Consider the following 13,668-nt stretch of genomic DNA (forward strand, 5'->3'; position numbering starts at 1 on the left):
TTTAAGAACTCACACCATTATGAATCTTACCGAATTAAAGAATACGCCGGTTTCTGAGCTGATCACTCTCGGCGAAAGTATGGGGCTGGAAAACCTGGCCCGTATGCGCAAGCAGGACATTATTTTTGCCATCCTGAAGCAGCACGCAAAGAGTGGCGAAGATATCTTTGGCGACGGTGTGCTGGAGATATTGCAGGATGGATTTGGTTTCCTCCGTTCTGCAGACAGCTCCTACCTCGCCGGTCCTGATGATATCTACGTTTCCCCCAGCCAAATCCGCCGTTTCAACCTCCGCACTGGTGATACCATTTCTGGTAAGATTCGCCCGCCGAAAGAAGGTGAACGCTATTTTGCGCTGTTGAAAGTTAACGAAGTTAACTACGACAAACCGGAAAACGCCCGTAACAAAATCCTCTTTGAGAACTTAACCCCGCTGCACGCAAACTCTCGTCTGCGTATGGAGCGTGGTAACGGTTCTACCGAAGACTTAACGGCGCGCGTTCTGGATCTGGCTTCGCCGATCGGTCGCGGCCAGCGCGGTCTGATTGTCGCGCCGCCGAAAGCGGGTAAAACCATGCTGCTGCAGAACATCGCGCAGAGCATCGCGTATAACCACCCGGACTGCGTGCTGATGGTGCTGCTGATTGACGAACGTCCGGAAGAAGTGACCGAGATGCAGCGTCTGGTGAAAGGCGAAGTGGTTGCTTCTACCTTTGACGAACCGGCATCCCGCCACGTTCAGGTTGCCGAAATGGTTATCGAGAAGGCGAAGCGTCTGGTTGAACACAAGAAAGACGTTATCATCCTGCTCGACTCCATCACCCGTCTGGCGCGCGCCTACAACACCGTGGTGCCGGCTTCCGGTAAAGTATTGACCGGTGGTGTGGACGCTAACGCCCTGCATCGTCCGAAGCGTTTCTTCGGCGCGGCGCGTAACGTGGAAGAGGGCGGTAGCCTGACTATCATCGCGACGGCGCTAATCGATACCGGTTCCAAGATGGACGAAGTTATCTACGAAGAGTTTAAAGGCACCGGTAACATGGAGCTGCATCTCTCGCGTAAGATCGCTGAAAAACGTGTCTTCCCGGCTATCGACTACAACCGTTCCGGTACCCGTAAAGAAGAGCTGCTCACCACTCAGGAAGAGCTGCAGAAAATGTGGATCCTGCGTAAAATCATCCATCCGATGGGTGAAATTGACGCGATGGAATTCCTCATTAACAAACTGGCGATGACCAAAACTAATGACGACTTTTTCGAGATGATGAAGCGCTCATAACCTGGTCTTTACCTGAAAACGCCACGTTTTTACGTGGCGTTTTTGTTTTGCGATTCATCCTGGCGTCATGTCATATAAACTGGTCATCGGGATATGCGCTACAGAGTAACACCATGCACAATACACATTGTTTGCGGTAAAAAGTGTAATGTTCTAACAGGTCTCTTCTAGGAGCTGGCGTAACGCATTATACTTTAAGGAAATGATATATGCTGAGAGCACATACACTGTGAAGTTACTCACCGCTTTATCTGAGCTAATCAGTATTTTTTTATTCACGACCATTTTTATTTTTCTTGCGCGAAAAGTAGCCATAAAAATTGGTTTAGTGGATAAACCAAACTTTCGTAAACGACATCAGGGCGTTATCCCATTAGTCGGCGGGATTTCTGTGTTTGCAGGAATCTGCTTTATGTTTGGCCTCTCGGATTACTACATACCGCACTTATCGCTATATCTTATTTGCGCTGGTGTATTGGTTTTTGTTGGTGCGATGGATGACCGTTTTGATATCAGTGTAAAAATTCGTGCTGTGGTTCAGGCTGTTATTGCGGTTGTAATGATGGTTATCGCAAAACTTCACTTAGGTAGCCTTGGTTACATCTTTGGGCCTTGGGAGTTAGTGCTTGGCCCCTTTGGCTATTTCCTTACTCTGTTTGCGGTATGGGCGGCGATCAACGCTTTCAATATGGTGGACGGTATTGACGGCCTGCTGGGTGGGTTATCCAGCGTCTCATTTGCGGCGATGGGGCTGATTTTATGGTTTGATGGTCAGACTAGTCTGGCAATGTGGTGCTTTGCCATGATCGCCGCGATTCTGCCTTACATTATGCTTAATCTCGGTATTTTGGGGCGGCGTTACAAAGTCTTTATGGGCGATGCCGGTAGTACACTGATTGGCTTTACCGTCATCTGGCTCTTACTGGAAACGACGCAGGGGAAAACTCACTCTATCAGCCCGGTTACCGCGCTATGGATTATCGCTATTCCATTGATGGATATGGTGGCGATTATGTATCGCCGTCTGCGTAAAGGGATGAGCCCCTTTTCCCCTGATCGCCAACATATTCATCATTTGGTTATGCGAGCAGGGTTTACTTCCCGCCAGGCATTTGTTCTTATTACGCTCGCAGCGGCGATTCTGGCGGGAGTAGGCGTAACGGCAGAATACTCTCATTTTGTTCCTGAATGGGTTATGTTGGTGCTCTTTTTGCTAGCATTCTTCCTCTATGGCTACTGCATTAAGCGGGCCTGGAAGGTGGCGAGATTTATTAAGCGTGTGAAGCGTCGCCTGCGCAGGCAACGTGAGAACCGGCCAAACTTAACCAAGTAAATGAGGATACGATGACACAACCATTACCGGGGGCACGCGCGGTGAGCGCTGAAAATGAACTGGATATTCGCGGGTTGTTTCGTACTTTATGGGCTGGCAAATTCTGGATTATCGGCATTGGCCTGCTATTTGCCCTTATCGCGTTAGCCTATACCTTTTTTGCTCGTCAGGAGTGGAGTGCGACGGCGATCACCGATCGCCCAACCGTAAATATGTTGGGCGGTTATTACTCCCAGCAGCAGTTTCTGCGCAACCTGGATATTAAGACCGATCCTGCTTCTTCTGATAAGCCCTCGGTGATGGATGAAGCGTATAAAGAGTTCATCATGCAACTTGCCTCCTGGGATACGCGTCGCGATTTCTGGTTACAGACGGACTATTACAAGCAGCGAATGGTCGGGAATAGCAAAGCTGATGCGGCGATGCTTGATGAACTGATCAATAACATACAGTTTACGCCCGGCGATTTTACACGCGCCATCAACGACAATGTGAAGCTGATTGCTGAAACTGCGCCGGACGCCAATAATCTGCTGCGTCAGTATGTCGCATTCGCCAGCCAGCGGGCGGCGAGCCATCTGAATGATGAATTAAAAGGTGCCTGGGCTGCGCGTACCGTGCAGATGAAAGCCCAGGTCAAACGGCAGGAGGAGGTTGCGAAAGCGATCTATTCGCGTCGTGTAAACAGTATTGAGCAGGCGCTCAAAATTGCGGAACAACATAATATTTCTCGTAGCGCGACGGATGTCCCGGCGGATGAATTACCGGACTCAGAGCTTTTTTTACTCGGTCGCCCTATGTTGCAGGCGCGTCTTGAAAATCTGCAAGCGGTTGGCCCTGCGTTCGATTTGGACTACTTTCAAAATCGGGCAATGTTGAATACGCTTAATGTGGGGCCGACCCTGGACCCTCGTTTTCAGACCTATCGTTATTTGCGTACGCCGGAAGAACCGGTAAAACGTGATAGCCCACGCCGAGCCTTCCTGATGATCATGTGGGGTATCGTTGGGGCGCTAATCGGTGCGGGCGTTGCCTTAACCCGTCGCCGCACGATTTAGCAACACCTCTGCAGTAGGGGGCTGGGCCCCTACTGTCTATTCGAAGAGAATCGATGTGAAAGTACTGACTGTATTTGGTACACGACCGGAGGCCATTAAGATGGCGCCTCTGGTCCATGCGCTGGAAAAAGATCCTCATTTCGAGGCCAAAGTATGCGTTACTGCGCAGCATCGGGAGATGCTTGATCAGGTATTAACTCTTTTTTCTATTGTGCCTGATTACGATCTCAACATTATGCAGCCGGGACAGGGGTTGACGGAAATTACCTGCCGAATTCTGGAGGGATTAAAGCCGATCCTGGCAGATTTTAAACCTGATGTGGTGCTGGTTCATGGCGATACCACCACTACGATTGCTACCAGCCTGGCGGCTTTCTATCAACGAATTCCGGTAGGGCACGTAGAAGCCGGGTTGCGAACCGGCGATCTCTATTCCCCCTGGCCGGAAGAGGCAAACCGCACGCTGACCGGACATCTGGCGATGTACCACTTTGCGCCGACGGAAAACTCGCGGCAGAATCTGTTGCGGGAGAACATTCCGGATGAGCGCATTTTTGTCACTGGCAATACCGTTATCGACGCGCTGATCTGGGTACGCGATCGCGTTCTGACGAGCGATACATTACAGGCTGAACTGGCCGAGCAGTATCCTTTCCTCAACGCGAATAAGAAGATGATTTTAGTGACCGGTCATCGGCGTGAAAGCTTTGGTCAGGGCTTTGAGCATATCTGCCAGGCGCTGGCGGAAATCGCCGCCGCGAACCAGAATGTGCAAATTGTCTATCCGGTGCATCTCAATCCCAACGTCAGCGAACCTGTCAACCGTATCCTCGGCCATGTTGAAAACGTGGTACTGATTGAGCCGCAGGACTACTTACCTTTTGTCTGGCTGATGAATCACGCCTGGCTCATTCTGACCGATTCCGGCGGTATTCAGGAAGAAGCGCCGTCATTAGGTAAGCCGGTATTGGTCATGCGTGAAACCACAGAGCGTCCGGAAGCCATTACCGCTGGTACGGTAAGACTGATCGGCACGGACTCCCGGCGCATTGTGGCGGAAGTTATGCGTCTGCTGCACGACGAAAATGAATATCAAACCATGAGCCGCGCCCATAATCCTTATGGTGACGGGCAATCATGCGCGCGCATTTTACAGGCGTTAAAAAGTTATCGGGTATCGTTATGAGTTTTACGACCATTTCTGTTATTGGGCTGGGGTATATCGGATTACCGACTGCGGCCGCTTTTGCTTCCCGCCAGAAGCAGGTTATCGGCGTGGATATCAACCAACATGCGGTAGACATTATAAATCGCGGTGAAATTCACATCGTGGAGCCGGCGTTGGGCAATGTGGTGAAGATGGCGGTGGAGGGCGGCTTTCTGCGTGCGACGACGACACCTGTCGAGGCCGATGCGTACCTGATTGCCGTGCCGACACCATTCAAAGGCGATCACGACCCTGACATGGCCTATGTCGAAGCCGCGGCGAAATCCATTGCGCCAGTATTAAAAAAAGGGGCACTGGTGATTCTGGAATCAACATCGCCGGTCGGCGCAACGGAGCAAATGGCTGGCTGGCTGGCCGGGATGCGCACGGATCTGACCTTTCCCCAGCAGGCGGGCGAGCAGGCCGATGTGAATATCGCCTATTGTCCGGAGCGTGTGCTGCCGGGTCAGGTGATGGTGGAACTCATTAAAAATGACCGCGTGATTGGCGGTATGACGCCAGTATGTTCGGCTCGCGCCAGCGCGCTGTACAAAATTTTCCTTGAGGGCGAATGCGTTGTCACCAACTCGCGCACCGCGGAGATGTGCAAACTGACGGAAAATAGCTTCCGTGATGTGAATATCGCCTTTGCGAATGAATTGTCGCTGATTTGCGCCGAACAGGGGATTAACGTTTGGGAATTGATCCGCCTGGCGAACCGCCATCCGCGCGTCAATATTTTGCAGCCGGGCCCAGGCGTTGGCGGGCACTGCATTGCGGTCGATCCGTGGTTTATTGTGGCGCAAAATCCGCAGCAGGCGAGACTGATTCGCACCGCGCGTGAAGTGAACGACGGCAAACCGCACTGGGTGGTCGATCAGGTAAAAGCCGCGGTCACAGATTGCCTGGCGGCCACCGATAAACGCGCCAGCGAAGTGAAAATCGCCTGTTTTGGGCTGGCCTTTAAGCCGAATATCGACGATCTGCGCGAAAGCCCGGCGATGGGGATCGCGCAAAGTATCGCCCGCTGGCACAGCGGCGAAACCCTGGTCGTCGAACCGAATATCCGTCAGTTGCCGAAAAAATTGGACGGACTTTGTACGCTGGCGAAACTGGACGCGGCGCTGGCCGCCGCCGATGTGCTGGTGATGCTGGTCGATCACGACGAATTTAAAGCGATTCCCGGCGATGCGGTTCATCAACGTTATGTGGTTGATACCAAAGGAGTCTGGCGCTGATGAAACGCATTCTGGTGACCGGCGGCGCAGGCTTTATCGGATCTGCGGTGGTGCGGCATATCATCCATGAAACGGCAGACGCGGTGGTGGTGGTGGATAAACTCACCTATGCGGGCAACCTGATGTCTCTGGCGTCGGTGGCGCAAAGCGACCGTTTCGCCTTTGAGAAGGTGGATATCTGCGATCGGGCATCACTGGAGCGAGTTTTCCAGCAGTATCAGCCCGATAGCGTGATGCACCTGGCGGCGGAAAGCCATGTAGACCGTTCCATCGACGGCCCGGCGGCGTTTATTGAAACGAATATCGTTGGTACTTACACCTTGCTGGAAGCCGCTCGCGCTTACTGGTCCGCGCTTGACGCGGACGCTAAAGCGGCGTTCCGCTTCCACCATATCTCCACCGATGAAGTGTATGGCGATCTGCATACTGCAGACGATTTCTTCACCGAAACCACGCCATATGCGCCAAGCAGCCCTTATTCCGCCTCCAAAGCCAGCAGCGACCATCTGGTACGCGCCTGGTTACGTACCTACGGTCTGCCTACGCTTGTCACCAACTGCTCTAATAACTACGGGCCCTACCATTTCCCGGAAAAACTGATCCCGCTGATGATTCTGAACGCGCTGGCGGGTAAACCATTGCCGGTCTATGGCAACGGTCAGCAAATTCGCGACTGGCTGTATGTGGAGGATCATGCCCGTGCGTTGTATCACGTGGTGACGAACGGCGCGGTGGGTGAAACGTATAATATCGGCGGTCATAACGAACGTAAAAATCTGGATGTGGTCAGGACGATCTGCGCTCTACTGGAGGAACTGGCCCCGCAAAAACCGCAGGGTGTGGTGAATTATCACGATCTGATTACCTTCGTCGACGATCGCCCCGGCCATGACTTACGTTATGCCATCGACGCGTCGAAAATCGCCCGCGAGCTGGGCTGGACGCCGCAGGAAACCTTCGAAAGCGGGATGCGAAAAACCGTTCAGTGGTATCTCGCCAATGAGGCCTGGTGGAAACCCGTGCAGGATGGCAGTTATCAGGGCGAACGCTTAGGACTGAAACGCTAAACGGCAGGTTCTTACTCCTGGAGGAGAAACGAATGAAAGGCATCATTCTGGCGGGAGGTTCCGGTACCCGGTTGCATCCCATTACGCGCGGCGTATCAAAGCGCCAGGGCTTCAAAATTGCCTGTCTGGAGGAGATTGCCTGGCGCAACGGCTGGCTGGATGATGATGGTTTGAAACGCGCCGCCAGTCAGCTTGAAAAAACCGGCTATGGCCAATATTTACTGGAGTTGCTCCGTGCCCGTCCGCGCCAGTATTGAACCGTTACTCTGGGAAAATACGTTCTTTGGCGTGAATAGCGGCATTGTGCGTATCGATGCCTCAGCGCCCGAATTAACGCCAGAAGCACTGCAGGCGTGGCAACGCGTGCAGGTAAAAGTGCCGGCTGAAAACATCGCCTGGCTGTCGGCGTTGCAATCGCTGGGATTCTCTTTGGTTGAAGGCGAGGTGGATTTTGCGTTGCCGGTAAAAGGGCATCGCGACCAGCATGGCGCGGAAATTGCACACCTTACGGACATTCCTGCTTTGCGTCAGTTGGCCGGAGAGGCGTTTACGCAGAGTCGTTTTCGCGCGCCGTGGTATGCGCCCGACGCCAGCGCCCGTTTTTACGCCCAGTGGATTGAGAATGCGGTACGCGGCACGTTTGATCACCAATGCCTGGTGCTTCGCACGGAGACAGGCGCTATCCGCGGTTACGTCTCGCTGCGGGAATTGAATGATACCGACGCGCGCATTGGCCTGTTGGCCGGACGCGGCGCGGGAGCGGAACTTATGCAGGCGGCGATCTGTTGGGCGCAGAGTCGCGGCAAAGCAACATTGCGGGTGGCGACCCAGTTGGGCAACACCGCCGCGCTTAAACGTTACATACAAAGCGGTGCCAACATCGAAAGCACTGCGTACTGGTTATACAGGTGACAACATGATTCCTTTTAATGCGCCGCCGGTGGTGGGAACCGAACTCGAATACATGCAGTCTGCAATGAGCAGCGGCAAACTGTGCGGCGACGGCGGCTTTACGCGTCGTTGCCAGCAGTGGCTGGAGCAACATTTCGGCAGCGCGAAGGTGTTGCTAACGCCTTCCTGTACCGCATCGCTGGAGATGGCGGCTCTGTTGTTGGATATTCAGCCCGGCGATGAAGTGATCATGCCGAGCTTTACGTTTGTCTCCACCGCTAACGCTTTTGTCCTGCGCGGCGCGAAAATTGTGTTTGTCGATATTCGTCCGGATACGATGAATATTGACGAAACGCTGATTGAGGCGGCGATTACTGATAAAACCCGCGCTATCGTGCCGGTACACTACGCTGGCGTCGCTTGTGAAATGGACGTCATCATGGCGCTGGCGGATAAGTATAATCTGTTCGTTGTCGAGGATGCCGCCCAGGGTGTGATGTCCACGTACAAAGGGCGCGCATTAGGGACGATCGGTCACATCGGCTGTTTTAGCTTCCATGAAACCAAAAATTACACCGCTGGCGGCGAAGGCGGCGCGACGCTGATCAACGATCGTACGCTAATTGAACGCGCGGAGATCATCCGCGAAAAAGGCACCAACCGTAGCCAGTTCTTCCGTGGTCAGGTGGATAAATACACCTGGCGGGATATCGGCTCCAGTTATTTGATGTCCGATCTGCAGGCTGCCTATCTGTGGGCGCAACTGGAGGCCGCCGATCGTATCAATCAACAGCGTCTGTCGCTGTGGCAGACTTACTACGATGCGTTAACGCCGCTGGCGCGCGCCGGGCGTTTCGAGCTGCCTTCTATTCCGGAAAACTGCGGGCATAATGCCCATATGTTTTACATCAAACTGCGGGATATCGCCGATCGCAGCGCGCTGATTAATTTCCTGAAAGAGGCGGAAATCATGGCGGTATTCCATTACATTCCGCTGCATGATTGTCCGGCGGGCGATAAATTCGGCGAGTTTATCGGGGACGATGTCTACACCACAAAAGAGAGCGAACGTTTGTTGCGTCTGCCGCTGTTTTATAACCTTGCGCCCGTCGATCAACGAACGGTGATTACTACCTTGCTAAATTATTTCTCCTGATATGTCGCTTGCTAAAGCCTCCCTGTGGACGGCGGTCAGTACGCTGGTAAAAATTGGCGCCGGACTGCTGGTGGTGAAACTACTGGCCGTCTCTTTTGGTCCGGCGGGCGTCGGACAAGCGGGTAACTTCCGCCAGATGATTACCGTGCTGGGCGTATTGGCTGGCGCCGGGATATTTAACGGCGTTACCAAACTTGTCGCACAACATCATGATAACCCGGCGCAGTTACGTACCGTGGTGGGAACCTCCTCCGCGATGGTATTGGGGTTCTCTACGCTGCTGGCGCTGGTCTTCTTGCTGGCGGCGGCGCCGATTAGCCAGGGATTGTTCGGTCATACGGACTATCAAGGGCTGGTGCGTCTGGTTGCGCTGGTACAAATGGGGATCGCCTGGGCGAACCTGCTGCTGGCGCTAATGAAGGGCTTTCGTGACGCGTCGGGTAATGCCTTATCGTTAATTGTCGGCAGCTTTTTGGGCGTCGCCGCCTGGTATCTCTGCTACCGTGTCGGCGGCTATGAAGGCGCTCTGCTTGGCCTGGCGCTGGTGCCGGCGCTGGTGGTAGTGCCAGCCGGTATAATACTGATTAAGCGCGGCACCGTCCCGCTACGCTATCTCAAGCCCTCCTGGGACAACGGTCTGGCAGGGCAGCTCAGTAAATTTACCCTGATGGCGCTGATTACCTCCGTTACGATGCCGGTTGCCTATGTGATGATGCGAAACCAACTGGCCGCGCACTATAGCTGGAGCGATGTCGGGATCTGGCAGGGCGTAAGCAGTATTTCTGACGCCTATCTGCAATTTATCACCGCCTCCTTCAGCGTTTACCTGTTACCCACGCTCTCACGCCTGACGGAAAAACAGGACATTACGCGTGAAGTGGTAAAAGCGCTGAAATTTGTTTTACCGGCGGTTGCGGCGGCGAGTTTTACCGTCTGGCTACTGCGCGATTTTGCTATCTGGCTGCTTTTTTCCGCTAAATTCACCGCGATGCGCGATCTGTTCGCCTGGCAGTTAGTGGGCGACGTGCTGAAAGTCGGCGCCTATGTTTTCGGTTATCTGGTGATTGCCAAAGCGTCGTTGCGATTTTACATTCTGGCTGAAATTAGCCAGTTCATTCTGTTAACGGCGTTCGCTCACTGGCTGATTCCCGCTCACGGCGCGCTGGGTGCGGCACAGGCTTATATGGCCACCTATATTGTCTATTTTTCACTTTGTTGCGGCGTATTTTTACTCTGGCGTAGGCGAGCATGACTGTACTGATTCACGTCCTGGGATCGGATATCCCTCACCATAACCACACCGTGCTGCGGTTTTTCAATGATACGCTGGCCGCCACAAGCGAGCACGCGCGCGAATTTATGGTTGCCGGCGAAGATAACGGCTTCACGGAAAGCTGCCCGGCGCTCTCGCTTCGTTTTTATGGCAGTAAGAAAGCGCTGGCGCAGGCGGTCATCGCCAAAGCGAAAGCAAATCGTCGACAGAGATTCTTCTTTCACGGTCAGTTCAACACCAGCCTGTGGCTGGCGCTGTTAAGCGGCGGTATTAAGCCAGCCCAGTTTTACTGGCATATCTGGGGCGCGGATCTCTACGAAGTGTCCCACGGGCTGAAATTCCGCCTTTTCTACCCGCTTCGTCGTATCGCGCAGGGGCGAGTAGGGGGCGTATTCGCGACGCGCGGCGATCTCAGCTATTTTGCGCGTCAGCATCCGGACGTACGCGGCGAGTTGCTCTATTTCCCGACGCGCATGGACCCTTCCCTGAATGCTATGGCAAAAGAGCGCCAACGTGCGGGGAAATTGACCATTTTGGTAGGGAACTCCGGCGATCGCAGTAACCAACACATTGCGGCGTTACGGGCGGTGTATCAGCAGTTTGGCGACACGGTAAACGTGGTGGTGCCGATGGGCTATCCGGCCAATAACCAGGACTATATTGATGAGGTTCGTCAGGCCGGTCTGGCGCTATTTAGCGCCGAAAATTTACAAATTCTTAGCGAAAAAATGGAATTTGATGCCTATCTTGCGCTGTTGCGCCAGTGCGACCTCGGTTATTTTATTTTTGCCCGCCAACAGGGGATCGGGACGTTGTGTCTGCTAATTCAGGCCGATATCCCGTGCGTACTGAATCGCGACAATCCTTTCTGGCAGGATATGGCGGAACAGCATCTGCCCGTCCTGTTTACCACGGACGATCTTAATGAGCAGGTCGTGCGCGAGGCGCAGCGTCAGCTCGCATCGGTAGATAAAAGCGGCATCACCTTCTTTAGCCCCAACTACCTGCAACCGTGGCATAATGCGTTGAGAATCGCCGCAGGAGAAGCCGAATGAGTTTAATGCAATTCAGCGGGCTGCTGGTGGTCTGGCTGCTCTCTACGCTGTTTATCGCCACGCTGACCTGGTTTGAATTCCGCCGCGTGCGTTTTAACTTCAACGTTTTCTTTTCGTTGCTGTTTTTGTTGACCTTCTTTTTTGGTTTTCCGCTAACCAGCGTGCTGGTATTTCGTTTCGACGTTGGCGTCGCGCCGCCGGAAATCTTATTGCAGGCTCTATTATCCGCCGCCTGTTTCTACGGCGTGTATTACGTGACCTATAAAACGCGTTTACGCAAACGCGTTGTGGATGTACCACGCAAGCCGCTATTTACCATGAACCGGGTGGAAACCCACCTTACCTGGGTGATCCTGATGGGCATCGCGCTGGTGAGCGTGGCGATTTTCTTTATGCATAACGGCTTTTTGCTGTTCCGGCTGCACTCCTACAGCCAGATCTTTTCCAGCGAAGTCTCCGGCGTGGCGTTAAAACGGTTCTTCTATTTCTTCATTCCGGCGATGCTGGTGGTCTATTTCCTGCGCCAGGACAGCAAAGCGTGGCTGTTCTTTCTGGTGAGCACCGTCGCGTTTGGTCTGTTGACCTACATGATTGTCGGCGGCACGCGCGCTAACATCATTATTGCGTTTGCTATCTTCCTGTTTATCGGCATTATTCGGGGCTGGATCAGCCTGTGGATGCTGGCGGCGGCGGGCGTGCTGGGGATTGTCGGTATGTTCTGGCTGGCGCTCAAACGCTACGGATTAAATGTGAGCGGCGATGAGGCGTTCTATACGTTTCTTTATCTAACGCGCGATACCTTTTCGCCGTGGGAGAATCTGGCGCTGCTGTTGCAAAATTACCACAATATCGAGTTTCAGGGGCTGGCCCCTATCGTGCGTGATTTCTACGTCTTTATTCCCACCTGGTTATGGCCGGGACGACCCAGTATTGTGCTGAACTCTGCGAATTACTTCACTTGGGAAGTCCTGAACAACCATTCTGGCCTGGCGATATCGCCAACGCTTATCGGATCGCTGGTGGTCATGGGCGGGGCGCTGTTTATTCCGCTCGGCGCGATCGTCGTCGGGCTGATTATCAAATGGTTCGACTGGCTGTATGAACTGGGTAACCGGGAGCCCAATCGCTATAAGGCGGCGATTCTGCACAGTTTCTGCTTTGGCGCCATCTTTAATATGATTGTGCTGGCGCGAGAAGGGCTGGATTCGTTTGTTTCGCGCGTGGTTTTCTTCCTGGTGGTTTTTGGCGCCAGCCTGCTGGTCGCTAAGCTTCTGTTCTGGTTATTTGATAGCGCCGGGCTGATTCATAAACGTACAACTTCGCTCCCTCAGGCACAGGTGGAAGGAAAACTATGACCAATAATGCCGCTGCGCCCCTTTACTCGCTGCGTGGATTACCTCTGATTGGCTGGCGCGACATGTCACACGCGCTGAATTATCTGTTTGCCGATGGTCAACTGAAGCAAGGCACGTTGGTGGCGATCAACGCCGAAAAGCTGCTGACGGCGGAAGATAATCCGGAAGTCCGCGCGTTGATAGCGGCGGCGGAATTTAAATATGCCGATGGCATCAGCGTGGTGCGTTCAATACGTAAAAAATTTCCGCAGGCGCAGGTTTCTCGTGTGGCTGGCGCCGACCTTTGGGAAGCGTTAATGGCGCGCGCGGGAAAAGAAGGCACACCGGTATTTCTTGTCGGCGGCAAGCCTGAGGTGCTGGCGCAGACGGAAGCAAAACTGCGGACGCAGTGGAACGTCAATATTGTGGGTAGCCAGGACGGTTACTTTACGCCGGAGCAGCGTCAGGCGCTATTTGCGCGTATCCATGCCAGCGGCGCGAAAATTGTCACCGTCGCGATGGGATCGCCAAAACAGGAATTGCTAATGCGCGATTGTCGGGAAGTGCATCCCCATGCGTTATATATGGGGGTGGGCGGGACCTATGATGTGTTTACTGGTCACGTCAAACGCGCTCCAAAAATATGGCAGAACCTGGGACTGGAGTGGTTGTATCGTCTGCTTTCTCAACCGAGGCGTATTACCCGCCAGATGCGCCTGCTGCGCTATCTTCGCTGGCACTATACTGGCGATCTCTAATTCTCCCTTCTGATGACTT

Annotated in this window: 13 protein-coding genes and 9 other annotated features; all 13 genes read left to right on the plus strand. The window is 53.6% G+C overall.

Features of this window, described 5'->3' with window-relative positions:
• The first annotated feature begins 19 nt into the window (after positions 1-19).
• Positions 20-1,279, plus strand: a complete 1,260-nt coding sequence (gene rho / locus STM3917; protein ID NP_462807.1) for a transcription termination factor Rho — start codon at positions 20-22, stop codon at positions 1,277-1,279.
• A 229-nt stretch (positions 1,280-1,508) separates the two neighbouring features.
• Positions 1,509-2,612, plus strand: a complete 1,104-nt coding sequence (gene rfe / locus STM3918) for an undecaprenyl-phosphate N-acetylglucosaminyltransferase (RefSeq protein ID NP_462808.1) — start codon at positions 1,509-1,511, stop codon at positions 2,610-2,612.
• Between the two features lie 2 nt (positions 2,613-2,614).
• Positions 2,615-2,620 (plus strand) — a ribosome-binding site (putative RBS for wzzE; RegulonDB:STMS1H003863).
• Positions 2,615-3,670 (plus strand): modulator of enterobacterial common antigen (ECA) polysaccharide chain length gene (wzzE, locus tag STM3919; protein NP_462809.1). Within the gene, positions 2,624-3,670 belong to an annotated coding region; the region does not span the whole gene. It overlaps the preceding feature by 6 nt.
• 45 nt (positions 3,671-3,715) lie before the next feature.
• Positions 3,716-3,721 (plus strand) — a ribosome-binding site (putative RBS for wecB; RegulonDB:STMS1H003864).
• The gene (gene wecB / locus STM3920; protein ID NP_462810.1) for a UDP-N-acetyl glucosamine-2-epimerase occupies positions 3,716-4,856 on the plus strand. Within the gene, positions 3,726-4,856 belong to an annotated coding region; the region does not span the whole gene. It overlaps the preceding feature by 6 nt.
• On the plus strand, positions 4,853-6,115 hold the full coding sequence (gene wecC / locus STM3921) for a UDP-N-acetyl-D-mannosaminuronic acid dehydrogenase (RefSeq protein ID NP_462811.1): 1,263 nt from the start codon (positions 4,853-4,855) through the stop codon (positions 6,113-6,115). Before wecB ends, wecC begins: the two co-directional genes overlap by 4 nt.
• Positions 6,099-6,104: a ribosome-binding site (putative RBS for rffG; RegulonDB:STMS1H003865), on the plus strand. Its footprint overlaps the gene before it by 6 nt.
• The gene (rffG, locus tag STM3922) for a dTDP-glucose 4,6-dehydratase (RefSeq protein NP_462812.1) occupies positions 6,099-7,182 on the plus strand. Within the gene, positions 6,115-7,182 belong to an annotated coding region; the region does not span the whole gene. Before wecC ends, rffG begins: the two co-directional genes overlap by 17 nt.
• Before the next feature lie 20 nt (positions 7,183-7,202).
• Positions 7,203-7,208: a ribosome-binding site (putative RBS for rffH; RegulonDB:STMS1H003866), on the plus strand.
• Positions 7,203-7,439, plus strand: a protein-coding gene (gene rffH, locus STM3923) for a glucose-1-phosphate thymidyl transferase (protein NP_462813.1). Within the gene, positions 7,215-7,439 belong to an annotated coding region; the region does not span the whole gene. It overlaps the preceding feature by 6 nt.
• Positions 7,440-7,530: 91 nt before the next feature.
• Positions 7,531-7,536, plus strand: a ribosome-binding site (putative RBS for wecD; RegulonDB:STMS1H003867).
• Positions 7,531-8,094 (plus strand): lipopolysaccharide biosynthesis protein gene (wecD, locus tag STM3924; protein ID NP_462814.3). Within the gene, positions 7,546-8,094 belong to an annotated coding region; the region does not span the whole gene. It overlaps the preceding feature by 6 nt.
• Positions 8,088-8,093 (plus strand) — a ribosome-binding site (putative RBS for wecE; RegulonDB:STMS1H003868). (Overlaps the previous gene by 6 nt.)
• Positions 8,088-9,229, plus strand: a protein-coding gene (gene wecE / locus STM3925) for a TDP-4-oxo-6-deoxy-D-glucose transaminase (RefSeq protein NP_462815.1). Within the gene, positions 8,099-9,229 belong to an annotated coding region; the region does not span the whole gene. Before wecD ends, wecE begins: the two co-directional genes overlap by 7 nt.
• Before the next feature lies 1 nt (position 9,230).
• Positions 9,231-10,481 carry an O-antigen translocase in LPS biosynthesis gene (wzxE, locus tag STM3926; RefSeq protein ID NP_462816.1) on the plus strand — a complete coding sequence of 417 codons (1,251 nt, stop codon included), beginning with the start codon at positions 9,231-9,233 and terminating at the stop codon, positions 10,479-10,481.
• Positions 10,463-10,468: a ribosome-binding site (putative RBS for STM3927; RegulonDB:STMS1H003869), on the plus strand. (Overlaps the previous gene by 6 nt.)
• Positions 10,463-11,557 (plus strand): putative inner membrane protein gene (locus STM3927; RefSeq protein ID NP_462817.1). Within the gene, positions 10,478-11,557 belong to an annotated coding region; the region does not span the whole gene. The genes wzxE and STM3927 overlap by 19 nt, the downstream gene beginning before the upstream one ends.
• Positions 11,541-11,546 (plus strand) — a ribosome-binding site (putative RBS for wecF; RegulonDB:STMS1H003870). Its footprint overlaps the gene before it by 6 nt.
• Positions 11,541-12,912 (plus strand): TDP-Fuc4NAc:lipidII transferase gene (wecF, locus tag STM3928; RefSeq protein ID NP_462818.1). Within the gene, positions 11,554-12,912 belong to an annotated coding region; the region does not span the whole gene. The genes STM3927 and wecF overlap by 17 nt, the downstream gene beginning before the upstream one ends.
• Positions 12,892-12,897: a ribosome-binding site (putative RBS for wecG; RegulonDB:STMS1H003871), on the plus strand. Its footprint overlaps the gene before it by 6 nt.
• Positions 12,892-13,649 (plus strand): putative UDP-N-acetyl-D-mannosaminuronic acid transferase gene (wecG, locus tag STM3929; RefSeq protein ID NP_462819.1). Within the gene, positions 12,909-13,649 belong to an annotated coding region; the region does not span the whole gene. The genes wecF and wecG overlap by 21 nt, the downstream gene beginning before the upstream one ends.
• Positions 13,650-13,668: the final 19 nt, after the last annotated feature.

This window comes from Salmonella enterica subsp. enterica serovar Typhimurium str. LT2 (assembly GCF_000006945.2).
In the GTDB taxonomy this organism is placed as follows: Bacteria; Pseudomonadota; Gammaproteobacteria; order Enterobacterales; family Enterobacteriaceae; genus Salmonella; species Salmonella enterica.

Bases quoted from the DNA above. Each gene is read 5' to 3' on its own strand.
- rho (NP_462807.1), top strand. From the start codon at position 20: ATGAATCTTACCGAATTAAAGAATACGCCGGTTTCTGAGCTGATCACT.
- wzzE (NP_462809.1), top strand. From the start codon at position 2,624: ATGACACAACCATTACCGGGGGCACGCGCGGTGAGCGCTGAAAATGAA.
- wecC (NP_462811.1), top strand. From the start codon at position 4,853: ATGAGTTTTACGACCATTTCTGTTATTGGGCTGGGGTATATCGGATTA.
- rffG (NP_462812.1), top strand. From the start codon at position 6,115: ATGAAACGCATTCTGGTGACCGGCGGCGCAGGCTTTATCGGATCTGCG.
- rffH (NP_462813.1), top strand. From the start codon at position 7,215: ATGAAAGGCATCATTCTGGCGGGAGGTTCCGGTACCCGGTTGCATCCC.
- wecE (NP_462815.1), top strand. From the start codon at position 8,099: ATGATTCCTTTTAATGCGCCGCCGGTGGTGGGAACCGAACTCGAATAC.
- wzxE (NP_462816.1), top strand. From the start codon at position 9,231: ATGTCGCTTGCTAAAGCCTCCCTGTGGACGGCGGTCAGTACGCTGGTA.
- STM3927 (NP_462817.1), top strand. From the start codon at position 10,478: ATGACTGTACTGATTCACGTCCTGGGATCGGATATCCCTCACCATAAC.
- wecF (NP_462818.1), top strand. From the start codon at position 11,554: ATGAGTTTAATGCAATTCAGCGGGCTGCTGGTGGTCTGGCTGCTCTCT.
- wecG (NP_462819.1), top strand. From the start codon at position 12,909: ATGACCAATAATGCCGCTGCGCCCCTTTACTCGCTGCGTGGATTACCT.